This window comes from Microbacterium sp. MYb45 (genome assembly GCF_002979655.1).
Lineage (GTDB): Bacteria > Actinomycetota > Actinomycetes > Actinomycetales > Microbacteriaceae > Microbacterium.
This window is the reverse complement of record NZ_PCPG01000001.1, coordinates 459,060-476,310: the sequence shown is the minus strand read 5'-3', so window position 1 is coordinate 476,310 and position 17,251 is coordinate 459,060. Positions and strand designations below refer to the sequence as shown.

The 17,251-nt window shown below is 68.2% G+C and carries 16 protein-coding genes; 7 read left to right on the top strand and 9 right to left on the bottom strand.

The window, feature by feature from the left end:
• The first annotated feature begins 56 nt into the window (after window positions 1–56).
• A complete protein-coding gene (locus CQ034_RS02225; protein WP_105709782.1) occupies window positions 57–1,352 on the top strand; it encodes an ATP-binding protein in 1,296 nt (431 codons plus the stop codon).
• Window positions 1,349–2,053 carry a response regulator gene (locus tag CQ034_RS02220; protein ID WP_105709781.1) on the top strand — a complete coding sequence of 235 codons (705 nt, stop codon included), beginning with the start codon at window positions 1,349–1,351 and terminating at the stop codon, window positions 2,051–2,053. The genes CQ034_RS02225 and CQ034_RS02220 overlap by 4 nt, the downstream gene beginning before the upstream one ends.
• Window positions 2,054–2,111: 58 nt before the next feature.
• Here CQ034_RS02220 and CQ034_RS02215 read toward each other — a convergent pair whose 3' ends face one another.
• Together CQ034_RS02215 and CQ034_RS02210 are read right to left on the bottom strand one after the other, a co-directional pair.
• Complete coding sequence (locus CQ034_RS02215) at window positions 2,112–2,756, bottom strand: FMN reductase (protein ID WP_029263629.1); 645 nt, start codon at window positions 2,754–2,756, stop codon at window positions 2,112–2,114.
• Between the two features lies 1 nt (window position 2,757).
• Window positions 2,758–3,984 (bottom strand): LLM class flavin-dependent oxidoreductase, encoded by a 1,227-nt coding sequence (locus tag CQ034_RS02210; RefSeq protein WP_029263630.1) that lies wholly within the window; start codon window positions 3,982–3,984, stop codon window positions 2,758–2,760.
• Between the two features lie 111 nt (window positions 3,985–4,095).
• On the opposite strand from CQ034_RS02210, the gene CQ034_RS02205 reads away from it, so the two are divergent.
• Window positions 4,096–5,238, top strand: a complete 1,143-nt coding sequence (locus CQ034_RS02205; protein ID WP_105709780.1) for an acyltransferase family protein — start codon at window positions 4,096–4,098, stop codon at window positions 5,236–5,238.
• Window positions 5,235–6,113 (top strand): serine hydrolase, encoded by an 879-nt coding sequence (locus CQ034_RS02200; protein ID WP_105709779.1) that lies wholly within the window; start codon window positions 5,235–5,237, stop codon window positions 6,111–6,113. Before CQ034_RS02205 ends, CQ034_RS02200 begins: the two co-directional genes overlap by 4 nt.
• A gap of 6 nt (window positions 6,114–6,119) precedes the next feature.
• Here the strand turns inward: CQ034_RS02200 and efeB are convergent, their stop codons facing one another.
• From efeB to efeU, 3 genes are read right to left on the bottom strand one after another with little or no spacing between them, the layout of a single operon-like run.
• Window positions 6,120–7,424, bottom strand: a complete 1,305-nt coding sequence (gene efeB, locus CQ034_RS02195) for an iron uptake transporter deferrochelatase/peroxidase subunit (RefSeq protein ID WP_374956804.1) — start codon at window positions 7,422–7,424, stop codon at window positions 6,120–6,122.
• A gap of 38 nt (window positions 7,425–7,462) precedes the next feature.
• Entirely contained in the window at window positions 7,463–8,695 is a 1,233-nt protein-coding gene (gene efeO / locus CQ034_RS02190; protein WP_105709778.1) for an iron uptake system protein EfeO, read from the bottom strand.
• Entirely contained in the window at window positions 8,692–9,636 is a 945-nt protein-coding gene (gene efeU, locus CQ034_RS02185; RefSeq protein ID WP_029263635.1) for an iron uptake transporter permease EfeU, read from the bottom strand. Before efeU ends, efeO begins: the two co-directional genes overlap by 4 nt.
• A 169-nt stretch (window positions 9,637–9,805) precedes the next feature.
• Between efeU and CQ034_RS02180 the strand changes: the two genes are divergently transcribed.
• The gene (locus CQ034_RS02180; protein WP_105709777.1) at window positions 9,806–10,810 is read left to right on the top strand and encodes an isopenicillin N synthase family oxygenase; all 1,005 of its coding nucleotides are present in this window, start codon (window positions 9,806–9,808) and stop codon (window positions 10,808–10,810) included.
• An 8-nt stretch (window positions 10,811–10,818) separates the two neighbouring features.
• On the opposite strand, the gene CQ034_RS02175 is transcribed toward CQ034_RS02180, so the two are convergent.
• The 4 genes from CQ034_RS02175 to CQ034_RS02160 form a co-directional block, all read right to left on the bottom strand.
• The gene (locus CQ034_RS02175; protein WP_029263637.1) at window positions 10,819–11,148 is read right to left on the bottom strand and encodes a transcriptional regulator; all 330 of its coding nucleotides are present in this window, start codon (window positions 11,146–11,148) and stop codon (window positions 10,819–10,821) included.
• On the bottom strand, window positions 11,141–11,923 hold the full coding sequence (locus tag CQ034_RS02170) for a hypothetical protein (RefSeq protein ID WP_181156188.1): 783 nt from the start codon (window positions 11,921–11,923) through the stop codon (window positions 11,141–11,143). Before CQ034_RS02170 ends, CQ034_RS02175 begins: the two co-directional genes overlap by 8 nt.
• A 162-nt stretch (window positions 11,924–12,085) precedes the next feature.
• Window positions 12,086–12,751, bottom strand: coding sequence for a GntR family transcriptional regulator (locus CQ034_RS02165; protein WP_029263639.1), 666 nt, complete (start codon window positions 12,749–12,751; stop codon window positions 12,086–12,088).
• A gap of 19 nt (window positions 12,752–12,770) precedes the next feature.
• Complete coding sequence (locus tag CQ034_RS02160) at window positions 12,771–14,237, bottom strand: chlorohydrolase family protein (protein WP_105709776.1); 1,467 nt, start codon at window positions 14,235–14,237, stop codon at window positions 12,771–12,773.
• A gap of 181 nt (window positions 14,238–14,418) precedes the next feature.
• Between CQ034_RS02160 and CQ034_RS02155 the strand changes: the two genes are divergently transcribed.
• Complete coding sequence (locus CQ034_RS02155; protein ID WP_231481743.1) at window positions 14,419–15,432, top strand: ABC transporter permease; 1,014 nt, start codon at window positions 14,419–14,421, stop codon at window positions 15,430–15,432.
• Window positions 15,433–15,478: 46 nt separating this feature from the next.
• Entirely contained in the window at window positions 15,479–17,203 is a 1,725-nt protein-coding gene (locus tag CQ034_RS02150; protein WP_105709775.1) for an ABC transporter substrate-binding protein, read from the top strand.
• Window positions 17,204–17,251: the final 48 nt, after the last annotated feature.

The window sequence follows — 17,251 nt, the reverse complement described above, 5'->3', positions numbered from 1 at the left end:
CGCGAGTTGTGGTCGTATTGGTCACGGCACCTGACCATCGACGATCGGAGCAGGCGATGGCGCCCACCTCCCGCGCCCGCAGCACCGCCTCGCGCGTCTTCGTCGTGCTGCTCATCGCGGCCGTCGTGATCGGCGCTCTCGTGGCGGTCTTCCTCGTCGCCGAGGCGCAGCGAACGATCCGTGCCGAGGCCGAGCGGGTGACGGCGGCCACAGCAGTCGCGTTCGCCTCCTCCCCACTCGTCGTCGACGGTCTGCGCTCGAGCGATCACGACGCGGCCACTCGGGAGCTCGAGCCCTACTCGTTGGAAGTGATCGCCGGCGCCGGGCTCGACTTCATCACCGTCATGACCCTGGACGGCACGCGGATCACCCACCCCGACGACGACCAGATCGGCGGGATCTACCTCGGCACGATCCCCTCGACATCCCGGACGCTGACGGAGGAGTTCACCGGGACCCTCGGTCCCTCGATCCGGACGATCGCGCCGGTCACGACGCCGGACGGAGACCTGATCGGCTGGGTCGCCGCCGGGGTGACGACCGAGTCCATCACCGACACCCTGATCCGCCGCCTGCCTCTCACTCTCGGCATCACGATCGGCCTCATCGCACTCGGCGTCGGTCTGGCAGTCATCGCCCGGCGTGTGACCCGACGCATCGCCGGCGACCTCCCTCCCGGCCAGCTCCGCGACGCCGTGTCGTCGTACGAGTCGATCCGCACGCTGGGCGAGGCTCTGCGCGCGCAGACGCACGAGCACGGGAACCGGATGCACGCCGCGGTCGCGCTGCTCGAGCTCGGGCGCCGCGACGAAGCGATCGAGATCCTCACGGAGACGTCACGACAGAGCCAGTCGCTCGTGGATCAGGTGACCGCGCGGGGTCACGGCGATCCCGCCGTCGGTGCCCTCCTCCTCGGCAAGGCCTCGCAGGCCAAGGAGCGCGGCATCGACTGGCGGGTGCACATCGAGCCCGATACACCCCGCACGCCGCTGTCGCCCGTCGACGCCGTCTCCGTGCTGGGCAACCTCGTGGACAACGCCATGGACGCTGCCGCCGACTCCGACTCCGACTCCGACGATCGGTGGGTGCGGGTGTCGCTGCATCCGAGTGACGACGGCGGAATCGTGCTCGAGGTGTCGGACAGTGGTCCCGGCATACCGCCACTCCTCCAGGAGCGGATCTTCGATCAGGGCTACTCCACGAAGCCCGCCGATGGGAACGGCCGCGGTATCGGACTGGCGCTCGTGCGCTCCGTGGTCACGAGTGCCGGCGGTTCGGTGACGGTGAGTGACGACCCCACGATGTTCCGCGTCGTCCTCCCCCGCGCTCAGTCTCGGAGGCCGCCGACATGATCCGTACGCTGATCGTCGACGACGATGCCCTGACCCTCGAACTGCACCGGGACTACGTGGCCCGGCTCGATGGATTCACCGTCGCCGGGGAATGCAGCAGTGCCCGCGCAGCGGTGCACGCCGTGCTGAAGAACCCCGGTGCCGACGCGTTCGACCTCGTTCTCCTCGACATCACCATGCCGGACGGCTCCGGGATCGATGTGCTGCGCAGCCTTCGTGCGCGCGCCGCCGCCACGGATGTGATCGCGATCACCGGCGTGCGCGATGCCGAGAGCGTCCGACAGATGGCGGCGCTCGGAGTGCACCAGTACCTCGTCAAGCCGTTCCCGTTCTCGGTGTTCCGAGAGCGCATGGAGCAGTATCGCGTTCATCGGGAGCAGGCGCGGTCGACCAGGGGCCAGGCCACGCAGGCGGAGATCGACGCGCTGCTCGGCCGTGCGACCGGAGCGATCCCGCTGCCCAAAGGTCTGTCCGCGAGCTCGCTGAACGACGTTTCGATGGCACTGCGCGCGAACGGACCGCTGTCCGCGCGCGAAGCCGCCGATCGCCTCGGGCTCTCGCGGGTCGCGACCCGGCGCTACCTGGAGCATCTGACCGCCGAGGGGGTCGCGCTCCGCACCGCACGTCGCGGCGCACGAGGTCGCCCCGAAACGGAGTATGCCTGGAGACAGGGAGCGGACGGAGGAGCGGAGCGGGGATGAACGCGCCGCGCGCCCTTCTCGGGCGCGCGGCGCGTTTCGACGGTCAAGGGGAAGCGGATCACTCCCCCGCGAGGCCCCCGAGCATGTGCCCGAAGGAGCGTCCTTCGCCCAGGTACGTCGCCGGGTCGTAGGGGTCCGCGACCGTGGCCGCTTCCTTCCGCGCGATCGTGTCCGCGAGTTCCCGTGCGCCCTTCTCGACGCGCTTCGCGAGCGGGGCGACGTCATCACCCGAGTCACCCCAGTCGCTCGACGCCGCGAACACGCCCGTCGAGACGGTATCGGCGTGCAGGTAGGCGAACAGCGGACGGATCGCGTAGTCGATCGCCAGCGAGTGCCGCGCGGTTCCCGCGTTCGCGCCGATCAGGACCGGCTTCCCGGTGAGCGCATCCGGGTCCAGCACGTCGATGAACGACTTGAACAGTCCCGAGTAGCTGGTCGAGAAGATCGGCGTGACGGCGATGAGCGCGTCGGCGGAGACCACCGTGTTGATCGCGGTCTCGAGCGCCTGCGGTGCGAACCCCGTGAGCATGTTGTTCGTGATGTCGTGCGCATAGTCGCGCAGCTCGATCACGTCGACGGTGGCCGCGATGTCGCGCTCCGCGAGGGCCTTCACGGTCTCGGCGGCCAGTCGATCCGCGAGCATCCTGGTCGACGACGGGTTGGAGAGCCCTGCCGCGACGACGGCGATACGACGCGTGGTCATGTCAGGCCTCCTTCCGGCCGAGCCCGAATGCTGCACCGGCGGGTGCCGGGCTGTCCTGGTACGGCGAGTCGCCGGTGAGGTTGTCACCGCGGTTCGCGCCGGGGCGGGCCTGACGGGTCGGCCCGTCACCGAACTCCGCGGCCACGCGTGCGGCGTGGGTCGGCGCGTCGGGGACGGAGGACGGGCGGTCCTTCGCGAGCTCTTTGCGCAGCACCGGCACGACCTCGGAGCCGAGGATGTCGAGCTGCTCCAGCACTGTCTTCAGCGGGAGTCCCGCGTGGTCGATGAGGAAGAGCTGGCGCTGGTAGTCGCCGTAGTGCTCGCGCATGCCGGCGTAGCGATCGATGACCTGCTGCGGCGAACCCACCGTCAGCGGCGTCATCTCGGTGAAGTCCTCCATGCTCGGACCGTGACCGTACACCGGCGCGTTGTCGAAGTACGGGCGGAACTGGTTCACCGCGTCCTGCGACTTGGCTGCCATGAACACCTGACCGCCGAGGCCGACGATCGCCTGCTCCCTGGTGCCGTGACCGTAGTGCTCGAAGCGCTGGCGGTACAGCTCGATGAGGCGCTGGTAGTGCTCCTTCGGCCAGAAGATGTTGTTCGCGAAGAACCCGTCGCCGTAGTAGGCGGCCTGCTCCGCGATCTCCGGGGTCCGGATGGAGCCGTGCCACACGAAGGGGGCGATGCCGTCGAGAGGTCGCGGCGTCGAGGTGAAGCCCTGCAGCGGGGTGCGGAACTTCCCTTCCCAGTCGACGACGTCCTCACGCCACAGCTTGTGCAGCAGCGCGTAGTTCTCGATCGCGAGCGGGAGACCCTGGCGGATATCCTGCCCGAACCAGGGGTACACGGGTCCGGTGTTGCCGCGGCCGAGCATGAGGTCCATGCGCCCGTCGGACACGTGCTGCAGCATCGCGTACTCCTCGGCGATGCGCACGGGGTCGTTCGTGGTGATGAGCGTCGTCGAGGTCGAGACGATGAGGCGCTCGGTCTGCGCGGCCAGTGCCGCCAGGAAAGTGGTGGGGCTGGACGACCAGAACGGCGGGTTGTGGTGCTCACCGATCGCGAAGACGTCGAGTCCGACCTCTTCGGCGTGCACGGCGATCGCCGTGGTCGCCTTGATGCGCTCCTGCTCGCTGGGGGTGATGCCCGTGGTGGGATCGCGGGTGATGTCGCTGACCGACATGATGCCGAACTGCATCGCCTGCGCGCCTGACTGCTCGCTCATGATTGCTCCGTGTTCTCCGAACCGGATGACTCGCACCCGTTTCTATTCATTTGAATGTATATGTGTCAACGCGCTCACAGCAACTTTATTCCCGGGCTGTAGCCTCGAAAGATGAGCAGTACCGGGGCGGACAGCGCAGGGCCCACCACAGGATCTCTCCCGCGAAAGCGACGGCGCGTGCCGTTCTGGGACAACGCGCGGTACATCTGCATCGTTCTCGTCGTGCTCGGGCATGCGATCCAGCGACTCATCTACGACTCGGACATCGCTTTCGCCTTCTACCTGGCGCTGTACGCGTTCCACATGCCGGCGTTCGCGATCATCTCCGGCTACTTCTCCAAGTCGGGCACTCCCACCAAGACGCAGATGGCGCGAGTGATCACCGACATCATCCTCCCCTACGTGATCTTCGAGACGCTGTGGACCCTCACCAAGTGGCTCGTCGAGGGTGAGGCGACACCGAACTTCACGAAGCCGAGCTGGACCCTGTGGTTCCTGCTCGCGCTCGGAATCTTCCGACTGGTGCTCCCCTATCTCGCGCTGCTCCGCTGGCCGCTGCTGTGGACCGTCGTGATCTCGATCGGCTCCGGCTACCTCCCCAACGTCGACAGCACGTTCTCGCTGTCCCGCACTCTCGGGCTCCTGCCGTTCTTCGCGCTCGGCTGGTGGCTGTGCGAGCACGACATCGTCGATCGGCTCCGACTGCTCGACTTCCGCCCCTGGTGGATCCGGGTGGCGGCGGTGGCGGTCTTCGCGGGGGTCGGCTGGGCGGCCTGGAACTGGCTGCCGCTCTGGCAGGCCGTCGACCTGCGCCATTGGCTGTTCTACGAGGACTCGTACTCCGACCTGGTCGGCGACCAGTGGTGGGCCGGCGGGATCCGCATCGCCCTGATGCTGCTGGCGGTCTTGCTGTGCGCCGCCTTCTTCGCCCTGATCCCGCGCGGTTCGTACTGGTGGACCACGTTCGGCCAGTACACGATGTATGTCTACCTCCTCCACTCGTTCGTGCTCTATCCGTTCCGCGAGACGGGTGCGCTGCGCGACCTGGAGCCGACATGGATCTGGTTGCCGCTGGTGACAGCGCTCTCCGTGGTCGTCGCGTTGCTCCTGGCCACGAAGCCGGTGCGCTGGGTGTTCCGGCCGCTCGTCGAGCCTCGACCCCGCTGGCTCTTCGTCGACCCCGCGCTCGCATCGCGTGAAGGACGCCGAAACGACCCGACCGGATCCCGACGCCCCCGGGCCGACACACGATGACCGTCGCCGAGGACGTCCGCGACCGCATCGTCGAGGCCGTAACCGCTTCGGGCTTCGACGCGCACGGACTCCACGTCCGCATCGGAGCCGATGAGGCGGAGCACCGCTGGACGCCCGATGTGCGCGAGGACGTGCACTCGGTCGCCAAGGGCGTGTGCGTGCTCGCGGCCGCGATCGCCGCCGATGAGGGCGCGATCTCCTTCGATGTGCCCGTGATGGTGTACCTGCCCGACTTCGAGCGCGGCGAGGGCGTCGAACAGGTCACCCTGCGTCATCTGCTCACGATGTCGAGCGGCATCGACCTGCCCTGGTCCGAGACGCTCATGACGGACTGGCCGGATCTCGCCCGCGAGTTCCTGCGTCGACCGTCGCGCGGACGCGTGTTCCAGTACTCGAACGCCAGCACCTACACCGCCATGACGGCGCTCTCCGCGCGGGTCGGCGATGTGGGCGACTACCTGGATGCCCGACTCTTCCGCCCACTCGGCATCGATGATGTGGTGTGGGCGCGCAGTCCGAACGGACGCATCGAAGCGGGTGGCGGACTTGCGCTGCGAACGAGCGAGATGGCGCGGATCGGTCTGCTGATCCGCGACCGCGGATGGTGGCAGGGCATGCAGCTGGTGTCGTCGGGATGGATCGACGCCATGCACGAGAACGGGGTCGTCGCCGGCCCGAACCCCGGCTACGACCGCTACGCCCTCGCCGGCTGGGGTGGCCCCGGCCGCGGATGGCGGCTGCACGGCGCGCACGGCCAGCTGCTGATCTTCCTCGACGACGCGGTCGTGACCATCACCGCTGCCGATCACTTCGGTGCGGACGAGATGGCTGCCACGGTGGTCGACATCCTCGAGACCGCCCGACGCGGGGTCTGAGCCCGCTCAGGCGAACAGCTGCGCGCCCACGTAGGACCCCGGGGTCGCACCCCTCGGCACGGCCCAGATCCCCGAGCCGACGTGGCGGATGTATTCGTTCATCAGGTCGGTCGACAGCCGCCGCTGCAGCGAGATGAACTGCGCGGGGTCACGCTGATACGACAGGAAGAAGAGTCCGGCGTCGAGGCGTCCGAGCTCGTTGTTGCCGTCGACGTAGTTATAGCCGCGACGCAGGATCCGCACACCGTCGTTCTGCTCGGGATGCGCCAGGCTCACGTGGCTGTTGGCGTCGATGGCCTTGCCATGGAAGTCGGGCGCCGTGAACTCGTCCCCTCCCGAGAGGGGCGCGCCCTCCCCCTTGTCCCGGCCGATGATCGCATCCTGCTCCGACAACCGCACACGGTCCCACGTCTCGATCAGCATCGCGATCTTGCGCGCGACGAGGTACGAGCCTCCGGCGAGCCAGGCGGGCTCGTCCTGCTCGGACACCCAGACGTGGTCCGCGAGCGCCTCGGTGTCGTCGGCGAGGATGTTGGCGGTGCCGTCCTTGAAGCCGAAGAGGTTCCGGGGCGTCGCCTGCGCGGCGGTCGTGCGCGACGTCTTGCCGAATCCCAGCTGCGACCAGCGCAGGCGGGCGCGGCCGAAGGCGATGCGGCTGAGGTTGCGGATCGCGTGCACCGCGACCTGCGGGTCATCGGCGCAGGCCTGGATGCAGAGATCTCCGTGGGACGCCTGCGGGTCGAGATCGTCGCCGAGGAACGCCGGGAGGCGTTCGAGGCCGGCCGGGCGCTGCGCGGCGATGCCGTAGCGGTCGCCGTCTTCGTTCTCGAAGAGGCCGGGTCCGAACCCGAAGGTGATCGTGAGACCGGCCGCGGGGAGCCCCAATGCCTCGCCGGTGTCATCCGGCGGTGCCTCCGCCGGTCCGCCGACCGCTCCGCTCGCGCTGACCTCCAGCCCCTGCGACATGCGGGACGCGGCGTATGACCAGTCCTGCAAAAGGGAGATCAGGTCATCGCGGTCGCTGCGTGGCATCATGTCGAAGCTCGCGAAGTGCAGATGATCCTGCACCGGTGTGGTGATGCCCGCCTGGTGCGCACCGAAGAACTCGTAGGCGGAATGCGCGTCCTCCGCTGCGCGCGCACGTCCCAGCGCCACACCCCCGGCGAGGCCCGCGCCGGCGCCGACCGCAAGCCCTGCCACGCCACCGCCGATGGCGAGGCCGAGGAGTCCGCGTCTGCTCAGCCCGCCCGGAGCGGAGACGTCACCCGTCGATGAGGTGTCGGGCGAGGCCCCCGCTTCTGGTTCGTTCACGTCCGTGATGGTATCCGTTCGATTCCGCTCGACGCTGATCAGTCGAGGACGGTGCTGGTGAGCTGCGAGAGCGGCTCGGCCAGCGCGTTGATCAGGTCGGTGAACTCGCGCTTGTCGTCCTCGGTCAGCTGTGCGTAGGCGACGAAGCCGTCGGACAGCGAACCGTGGGCGGCGAGGGACTCCTCGAGGGTTGCGTAGCCGCCCTCGATCTCGTCGACGAGGGCCTCACCGTCGTCGCCCTGAGCCGCAGCGAAGTCCTGCACGAGGGAGAACGCCATCTTCGAGCCTTCGACGTTCGCCGCGAAGTCGTAGAGGTCCGTGCCCGACCACCAGTCCTCCTCGCCCGAGATCTTTCCGGTGGCGACCTCGTCGAGCAGCGCGATGGAGCCGTTCGAGATGCCTCCGATGCCCTGATCGTCGAGAGCCGTCGTGAAGTCGTCGGAGTGCACGTAATCGTAGAGCTCCTGCACGTCGGCGAGCAGCAGGTCGCCGAAGTCGGCCCGCTCTGCCGGCGTCGACGGAGTCCAGTCCTGCCAGGCCGGGGTCTCGCCGTCGGCGTTCAGCGCGTCCTCCGCCGGCACCCACAGGTCCTTCTCGATACGGTGGAAGCCCGTCCAATCCAGGCCCTCAGCAACGGCGTCGACCTCGCGATAGTCGATGCGCGGGTCGAGATCCCCGAGCGCCTCGGCGACCGGCTCGATGCGCTCGTAGAACGCGCGGGTCAGCGGGAACTGCGCGCGGGCGGTCTCGTCGTCGCCCGACTCGTAGGCTGCGACGAACTCCTCGACGGCCGGGACGAGCTGACCGACCTGGTCCTTGACGAACGCGGCGTAGAGATCGACCGCCTGCTGCTTCTGCTCGGCATCGGGCCCGTCGACCGCGACGCGATCGCCGGTGACGGTGAAGGCCGCCTTGCCGACGCCGTCGCCGAGCATCCCGGGCTTGCACAGCGTGAAGTAGTCGCCGGGCTGTGCGACGACCGTCAGAGTGCGGGACGCTGCCGGCGCGATGTTCTCGACCTCGCCGACGATGCGCAGACCGTCCTCGGCCAGCAGATAGAACTCCGAGACCTGGTCCGTGTCGTTCTTGACGTCGAAGGTCAGCGTCCCGCTCTTCGCGGTGGCCGCCGACACGGCGCAGTCGCCGGCGGTCGACGAGACGTCGAAGGCGGCGTCGGCGGCGACGTCGCTCTTCGCGACGCAACCGCTCAGGACGAGTGCTACGGCGCCCGCGGCGGCCAATGCCCCCAGGACACGGTGAGAGGTGGTCATGCTGCTCCTTGTGGTGAGAGAGAGGTCGTGTCGGATTCGGGTTCGGCCGAAGCGCGAGGCTTCGGCGTACGGCGCGAGCGGAGACCGCGGACGTACAGCGAACCGACGATGAGGATGTAGAGAGTCCAGGCGGAGACCTGCAACCAGGTCATCGCGGGCATGAAGCCGACCGTGGCCTGCAGCACCGCGGCCAGCGGACCGCTCGGGGCGATGGCCGACGACACATCGAACGCCCAACCGAACGGGAAAGCCGCCCACCCGATCGCGACCGCCCCGGTCGTGGGATCGAGCGGCGCCGCGGCCGTGAACGGGCCCGGCAGGGCGCCCGCCTCCTGCAGATCCATCAGCGCATAGGCGAGCACGCCGGCGGCGACGATGACCAGGAAGCCGCCGGTCCACGCGAAGAAGCGGCGGAGATCGAGCTTCACGGCTCCGCGGGAGATGAGCCAGCCGATGATCACGGCGGCGGCGAGTCCGAGCAGAGCGCCGAGCAGAGCGGACGGCGCATCGCCGAACGCCTGCACCATCGACCACAGAAGGAGTGTCGTCTCGATGCCCTCCCGCGCGACGGACACGAAGCCGATTGCGACGAGCGCCCAGAGGCCGCCGACCGTGAGCGCGCGATCGAGGCCGCCCTCGAGCGTCGCCTTCATGGTGCGTCCGGCACGCTGCATCCAGAAGATCATCCACGTGACCATCGCGACGGCGAGCAGCGAGAGCCCGCCGCCGATCAGCTCCTGCGCCTTGAAAGTGAGCTCGTAGGCGCCGAAGGTGAGCACTGCGCCGATACCGAGTGCGAGGGCGATCGCGAGGCCGACGCCCGCCCACATCTTCGGCAGGGCGTCCTTCCGGCCGAGGCGGCGGAGGTAGGCGACGAGGATGCCGACGACGAGCGCGGCTTCCAGGCCTTCACGGAGGCCGATGAGAAAAGTGGCGAGCACGGAGACGATTTCTGTTGCGACGACTGAGGTAAGGCATCCCTTACCTACGAGACTCTAGCATTGCAGCGGAGTCTTGCCGGAACACTGTCGCCACCGGCAGACGAGGCCCCGGCGGTAACGCGGCGCAACAGTGGCCCTCCCGCTCGGAAAGCCGACATACCCTCGGTCCATGGCTGAACTCTCGCTCCCGATCCTCGACCTGTCCCAGCTCGACGAAGGCCCGGACGCTGCGGCTCGTTTCCGCGACGATCTCCGGGCGGCGACGCACGACGTCGGCTTCTTCTATCTCACGGGCACGGGCATCTCCCCCGAGCTGGAAGCACGGCTGCACCGTGCTGCCCTCGACTTCTTCGCCCTCCCGGAGGAGGACAAGCTCGCGATCGAGAACGTGAACAGCCCGCACTTCCGCGGCTATACCCGCATCGGCGGAGAGCGCACCCAGGGTCAGGTGGACTGGCGCGAGCAGATCGACATCGGGCCCGAGCGCGAACCCGTGGACGGCGGCCCCGCGTTCAACCGCCTCATCGGCCCGAATCTGTGGCCGGCGGCGCAGCCGGAACTGCAGGAGATCGTCACCGAATGGCACGAGACGCTGTCCGACGTCGCCCGGCGGTTGCTGCGGGAATGGGCGCAGACGCTCGGAGCCGACGAGACCTACTTCGACGATCACTTCGGTGAGCCCTCGACACTGATCAAGATCGTCCGCTACCCGGGAACACACGAGCCCGAGCCCCAGCAGGGCGTCGGCGCGCACAAGGACTCGGGCGTCCTCACGCTCCTCTGGGTCGAACCGGGCAAGGGCGGCCTGCAGGTCGAGCGCGACGGAGCCTGGGTCGACGCTCCCCCGGTGCCCGGTGCCTTCGTCGTGAACATCGGCGAGCTGCTCGAGTACGCCACCGGCGGCTACCTCAAGGCGACGAACCACCGGGTCGTGTCACCGAAGGCCCCGAACGACCGGATCTCGATCCCGTTCTTCTTCAACCCCGCCCTCGACAAGCGCCTCCCGCTGATCGAGCTTCCGCCCGAGCTGGCGGCCGAGGCGAACGGCGTCACGAAGGACCCGAGCAACCCGATCCACGCGCTCTACGGCGAGAACGCCCTCAAGTCACGCCTGCGCGCCCACCCCGACGTCGCGGCGATCCACCACGCGGACCTCGTGGATGCCACCGCCTGAGCCCACGCTCACAGGGCCTGCCCACCTCCGAGGGCGACGATCTCACGTAGCGCCTGGAGGTGTGCGGCGAAGGCGTCGCGCCCCGTCTTGGTCGAACGCACCCACGTGCGCGAGCGGCCACCGACGTTCGCCTTGCGCGCGAACACGTAGTCGGCAGCCTGCAGGTGCGTGATGGCCTTGCTCAGGGGTGAGTCACCGCACTGGAGGACATCCCGAAGCGTCGCGAAGTCGAGTTCCATCCCATCCCCCAGCGCCGCCATGAGGGAGAACCGGATGGGCGAGGCGAAATTATCATCCAGCTGGGTGCGTGGGTGAGGCCTGGAGGCCGGCTCAGCCACGGCTCGCCCGGCCGGGGACGAAGGACACGAGGGCGAAGAGCAGGATCACGACGACACCTCCGAGAACACCCGCGAGCCCCCGGTTCCCGAAGGACTCGCCCGCGAGAGTGAGCCCGACGGGGACGCACGCCGCGACGAAGAACATCGCCACATGCGGCCAACGCCAGGCGGCTCCGATGGCCGGGAGCCCCAGCGGGGTGTTGAAGGCCACGATCCACGCGAGGAGCGTCATCATCACCAGCAACGAGATCACGCTCCGGAGGACATCGTCGGGGGATCCCGCCAGCATGGTGAGTACGCCTACAGTGATACCGACAAGCACGGTTCCCCACCGCAGGGGCGCCGGTAGCGGGACCCGAGCAGGACGCGGACGACGCGGGTCCCGTGACGCGCGAAGGAGCTGCACCGCCCCGTGGCCGCCGATGCCCAGCAGGACCATACCGGCGGGGATCAGCACCGTACCGGCGGGGAGCGCGGTGTCCAACGCCACGAGTCCGAACACCACGAGGGCAGCGGCCAGCAGCACCCCTCCACCCAGGATGACCGGCCACCGCGAGCGAGTCATGCGCCACTGCATCCCGTTGCGCTGAGCCATGCCGCTCGCGAGCTGCCCCCACACCAGGAAGGTGAACAGGATCGCCTGCGAGGCGATCACGTCGTCGTTCCGGAGGACGAGCGCGAATGCGACGAGGTATGCCGCAGTGACCGCCGCATTGAGGATCTGGAGCCAGGCGAGCGCGCGTCGGTCGATCGCGCGGTCGCGGCGCCCCGCCACCGCGTCAGCGGCAGCCAGATACTGCTGCGCGAGATCGGCATCCGGCGGGACGAGCGCGTCCTGACAGGGAAGGACTTCTGCCCCACGATGGACCTCCCTGACTTTCCATCCGGAAAGTTCACTACTTTCCTATCGGAAAGCGAGGGAGGGGTCAACCCGTCGTCACCAGTCGAGTGCCTGCGCGAGGGCTTCGATGATGGGTTCGCGCCCCTGATCGATGTGCGCATAGGCCTGCGCCGCCGCCACCTCGCCGCGCCCGGCGACGATGGCGTCGAGCAGTTGCTGGTGCTCCACCGCGTGCTCCTGCTCCCGTGTGGCGTGCGTGATGCCGAAGATCCACTGCATCCGGCCGAGCATGGGCCGCAGACTGCGTTCGAGGATGCGATTGCCGGAGAGACGGACGATCTCGAGGTGGAACCCGAGGTTGGACTCCCCCAGCTCGGCCGTGTCCCCCGGCGCGAGCGCACGCTCGAGGAGTTCGCGCAACCGATCCGCACTCGCCGCTCCCGAGTGGACACGTTGCGCCGCATGCCGCGTCGCATAGGGCTCGATGCACAGCCGCGCGTCGTACAGCTCCTCGACGTCGGCCCTCGTCACCGGCGTGACACTCGCCCCCTTGTTGCGTGTCGTGACGACGAACCCGTCTGTCTCCAGCCGCTGGAGCGCCTGCCGGACGGGCACACGGGACACCTCGAACCGCTCCGACAGATCCCGCTCCTTCAGCCAGGACCCCGGGGTGAGCTCTCCGACGATGATCCGGCGCAGCACACCGCGATAGACCCGCTCGGCGAGGGCGGATCCGTCGGTGATCAGGCTGTCGGAACTCATCGCGGAACCTCTCGGGGCATCAGGCATGACGGGGGAAGACCGGAGGGAAGAGTTCGTCGGTCGTTCCGCTCCGATGGTCGCGCCCAGTGTAGGCGTTCCGCATCTGCCCGAAGAGTATCTGCGTATCGTCGCGGATCGCGTCGAGGTCGATTCCGTCGATCTTCCCGTCACGCATGACGACCCGGCCGGCGACCATCGTCAGGCACGCATCGCGCGCCGTGCCGTTCAGCACGAGTGTGCGCAGCGGGTCGTCGACGGCGCCCATCCGCACGTCGTCCAGCCGGAACGCCGTCAGATCGGCCTGGGCACCGACGGCGATCTTGCCGAGGTCCGGGCGATGGAGCGCCTTCGCCCCGCCGAGCGTCGCCGCGTCGACGTATCCGGCGAGGTCACCGGCAGCGAGACTGCCGTTCTGCACCTTCGCGACCGACACCCCGGTGTCGATGCCCCGGATGAGATCGGGCGGGAACGAATCCGTACCGAGGGCGATGTTCACCCCGGCATCGCGATAACGCTGGAACGTCTCGAGTTCGGAGCCGTAGCGGGCATTGGTCAGCGGGCAGTGCACGATCGACACCCCCGCGTCGACCAGACGTGCGAGGTCGCCGCGGTCTTCCCCGTGCACCCGCGTGTTCACGTCGAGGAACACGCCGTGCGGCACGATGAGGCGATCGTTCAGAAGGCCCGTCCTCTCGATGAGCTCGAGTGGAGTGCAGCCGTGGGCATCGAGGATGAGCTCGCGCTCGACCTCCCCCTGCAGCGCGTGCAGCCGGACGATCGCTCCGCGCTCCACCGCCGCCGCCCCCGTCGCCGCGAGCAGCTCGGGAGTCAGCGTCTCGATGCGGCAGGGCAGGAAGACGGGCGTGAGCAGCGGCTCGCCGAGCGCGGCCAGCTCGTCATGGAACCGGATGGCGTCGGCGAGCCCGACCTCACCCTCCTCCGGCGCGAACCGCACCCGGCGTTCACCCGACGCCGTCACGACGTTCACGCCCGAGCGGTAGGAGGGACCGAGGAATCCGCGCAGCCCGAGAGCGCGCGAGAACGCCGCCATCCGGTGAAGGTCGCCCGCCGATTCGGCCCAGACCGAATGCACCTCCGAGGCGATCGGCATGTAGGAGGTGATGCCGTGCAGCGCGAGCTGCACCAGCGCGATCTCCCGGATCCGTGCACGCTCATCCTCGTCGAAGACATGCCGCCGACGGTCGAAGTAGTCCTCCGACCACTGCAGTCGGGCCGCCTGCTCACGAGTACCCCAAGCGTCCAAGATCAAGTGGTCGATGTCGGTGAGCGCGTCCAGGTCGATGAGCCCGGGCATCAGCAGGCTCTCCCCGAGTTCCAGGCGCTCGTCGATGCCCGAGGGAGCCTGGTCAGCCGGGCCGGCGAAGACGATCAGGTCGTCCTCGACGACCACGGCCCCCTGCCGGAGTTCCCGGTGGGAGGTACCGTCGAACACCAGCACGTGGTCGGCGGTGAGAAGTGTGCGCATGAGAGCCCCGATGATCTGAGATGCGATTTGGTATCCAAAAACTATCTCACGCGCTTCTGCTCTTCAAGATGTTCCCCCGTAAGTACGCAGAAATCACAGCGCTCTGGAATTTGGTATCCCAACCTCGTTCCCGCTGGTATACAATTCTGAGCACCCGCTCCCCGGCCCATCAAGGAAGATCGTGACCGACACCCAGACGCTGACCCCGAAGACGGAGGCGCTGCCCACCGCGCCGCCGAAGATCGCGACCGGACGCTCGCTCCTCGGGACGGCGTGGCTGCGCATCCGCCGCAGCCCCATCGCCCTCGTCTCCTTCGGGGTCGTCGTGGCGATCGTGCTCTTCGCCCTCCTCGCCCCCGTGCTGGTCGCGATCGAGGGGCAGGATCCGTTCACCACGAACACCGGCCCTGAGGTCCTCGACAACTTCAACACCCCCGGCCTGCCGCTCCCCGCCTACATGTACCCGTCCGTGGAGCACTGGCTCGGCGTCGAACCGGGACTCGGACGCGACATCTTCGCCCGCATCGCCTACGGGGCTCAGGTCTCGTTGCTGATCGCCCTGCTCTCGACGCTGGTCTCGGTCGTCCTCGGAACCGTGCTCGGGGCGGCGGCCGGCTACTTCGGCGGCAAGGTCGACATGGTCATCAGCCGCATCATCGACCTCTTCCTCGCCTTCCCGCACCTGCTCCTGGTGCTCTCGCTCACCCCGATCCTGCAATCCCGGCTGCGCGACACGCCCCTCGGCCAGGGCAGCTTCGTCCCCATCGCCTCCCTCGTGCTGATCCTCGGGTTCTTCGGCTGGGCGTACCTGGCCAGAGTCGTGCGCGGCCAGGTGCTCAGCATCCGCGAGCAGGAGTACATCGAGGCGGCGAAGTCCTACGGGGCCTCGCACCGGACCATCATCTTCCGTCAGGTCATCCCGAACGTGCTCGGGGTCGTCCTCGTCTACGCGACCATGATGATCCCCGCGAACATCTCCGCCGAAGCCGCACTGTCCTTCCTCGGCGTCGGCGTGAAGGACCCGACGCCGTCCTGGGGGCAGATGCTCAACGCCGCTCAGGCGGGCAACTGGTACCTCAGCGACCCCTGGTTCCTCATCGTGCCCGGCACCGCGCTCATCATCACCGTGCTCGCCTTCAACCTGCTCGGCGACGCCGTGCGCGACGCGCTCGATCCCAAGGCCTCCCGCAGCTGACCTTCCCTCCCCCGAACACCCGACCCCCACCGAAAGATAACGCGTCATGAGACACCGCAGTCCCCTGCTCGCCGCTGCGACCGTGGCCATCGCCCTGGTCGTCACCGGTTGCACCAGCGTCACCGCACAGAACGGGCAATCCGCCCCCACCGGCTCGAAGGACCCGTATGCCGCGCACATCGTGCAGCCGGGCTTCGACGAGGCCGGCGGCAACGTCAACGTCCTGATGTCGAGCGACTTCATGACGCTCGACCCGGGCAACAGCAACTATGTGCAGACCGCGAACGTCGGCCAGCTCTACTACCGCACGCTGACGATGGCGAAGGAGACCGCCGGAGAGCCGCCCACGATCGTCGGCGACCTCGCGACCGACACCGGCACCGCCTCGGAAGACGGCCTCACCTGGACGTACACCCTCAAAGACGGTCTGAAGTACGAGGACGGTACGCCCATCACCGCCGCCGATGTGAAGTACGGCATCGCCCGCACGTTCGCGCGCGACGTCTTCACCCAGGCACCGCAGGAGTTGAACTCCGCTCTCGATGCCGATGACTACAAGGGTCCGTACTCGGGCGGCGGCGATCTCACAGCCGTCGAGACCCCCGACGACAAGACCGTGATCTTCCATCTGAAGCAGCCGAACCCCGACTTCGCCGCACTCGTGTCGCGCTCGAACACGGCGCCGGTCCCGCAGGCGAGGGACACGATGCTCGATTACACGAACCACCCGATCTCTTCGGGCCCCTACATGGTCTCCAGCTACGACCGCGGCCGGGAGCTGAAGCTCGTGCGCAACCCCTCCTGGGATCCCGCGACCGACGAGAACCGCACCGCCCTCCCGGACACGTTCACGTTCTCGCTGTCCACCGCGCAGGCGACCATCAGCCAGCAGCTGATCTCGGATGCCGACCCGACCGCGATCACGCTCGACTCGAACGGAGCCCTCCAGGCCTCGGACACGTCACGCCTGACCGAGTCGTCCGTCGCCGACCGCACCGCCTCCGGATTGCTCGGCTGCACCGATGTGCTCAACTTCAACACCGAGACCATCACCGACCCCGACGTGCGCCACGCGCTCGCCCTGGCGATGGACCGTGCGGCGATCCAGGTGCAGTACGGCGGTGCGCGCTTCGGCAAGCTCACCAACTCGTACCTGAACGACTCGCAGGTCGGGTACGTCGCCGAGACCACCGACCTCGACATCGACGGCGCCCCGCAGCTCGACGCCGCCAAGAAGCTGCTCGAGGGCAAGGACCTCCCCGCCTCGCTCACCTACGGCTACTCGAACGCGATCGACCGGTACAAGAACCTCGGCACCGTGCTCCAGCAGAACTTCACCGAGCTCGGCATCGACCTGCAGCTCGTGCCGATCCCCGCCGCGAACTACTACACGGTGCTCGCCAGCGACGAGATGCCCGACATCGCCCGCGCCGGCTGGTGCGGCGGTGCGGCCTCCGGCTCCACCCGGACCACGGTCGACCCCAACATCGGCCCGAGCCTCGACGGAACGAGATACGGTTTCAGCAACATCTCGCGCTTCTACGACGAGAAGCTCTCCGGCGACATGTACGAGCTGCGCAACACCAACGGCACCTCCGAAGAGCTGAACACGCGCTGGGCCGAGCTCTACAACGAGGCCATGGAGTCCTACCCGCTCGTTCCGCTCATCCGCACCTTCACCAACAGCGTCGTGGGTTCGAAGATCCACAACGCCCAGGTGGGGTACTTCTTCGGAAGCATCGACCTGTCCACCATCGGCGTCGAACAGTAACGGCCGACACGACACCTCCGGAAAGGACGGGGCCGACCACTCGATCGG

Bases quoted from the DNA above. Each gene is read 5' to 3' on its own strand.
- CQ034_RS02180 (WP_105709777.1), top strand. From the start codon at position 9,806: ATGGCTGAACTCTCGCTCCCGATCCTCGACCTGTCCCAGCTCGACGAA.
- CQ034_RS02200 (WP_105709779.1), top strand. From the start codon at position 5,235: ATGACCGTCGCCGAGGACGTCCGCGACCGCATCGTCGAGGCCGTAACC.
- CQ034_RS02160 (WP_105709776.1), bottom strand. From the start codon at position 14,237: ATGCGCACACTTCTCACCGCCGACCACGTGCTGGTGTTCGACGGTACC.
- CQ034_RS02220 (WP_105709781.1), top strand. From the start codon at position 1,349: ATGATCCGTACGCTGATCGTCGACGACGATGCCCTGACCCTCGAACTG.
- CQ034_RS02150 (WP_105709775.1), top strand. From the start codon at position 15,479: ATGAGACACCGCAGTCCCCTGCTCGCCGCTGCGACCGTGGCCATCGCC.
- CQ034_RS02215 (WP_029263629.1), bottom strand. From the start codon at position 2,756: ATGACCACGCGTCGTATCGCCGTCGTCGCGGCAGGGCTCTCCAACCCG.
- CQ034_RS02165 (WP_029263639.1), bottom strand. From the start codon at position 12,751: ATGAGTTCCGACAGCCTGATCACCGACGGATCCGCCCTCGCCGAGCGG.
- CQ034_RS02225 (WP_105709782.1), top strand. From the start codon at position 57: ATGGCGCCCACCTCCCGCGCCCGCAGCACCGCCTCGCGCGTCTTCGTC.
- CQ034_RS02210 (WP_029263630.1), bottom strand. From the start codon at position 3,984: ATGAGCGAGCAGTCAGGCGCGCAGGCGATGCAGTTCGGCATCATGTCG.
- CQ034_RS02205 (WP_105709780.1), top strand. From the start codon at position 4,096: ATGAGCAGTACCGGGGCGGACAGCGCAGGGCCCACCACAGGATCTCTC.
- efeO (WP_105709778.1), bottom strand. From the start codon at position 8,695: ATGACCACCTCTCACCGTGTCCTGGGGGCATTGGCCGCCGCGGGCGCC.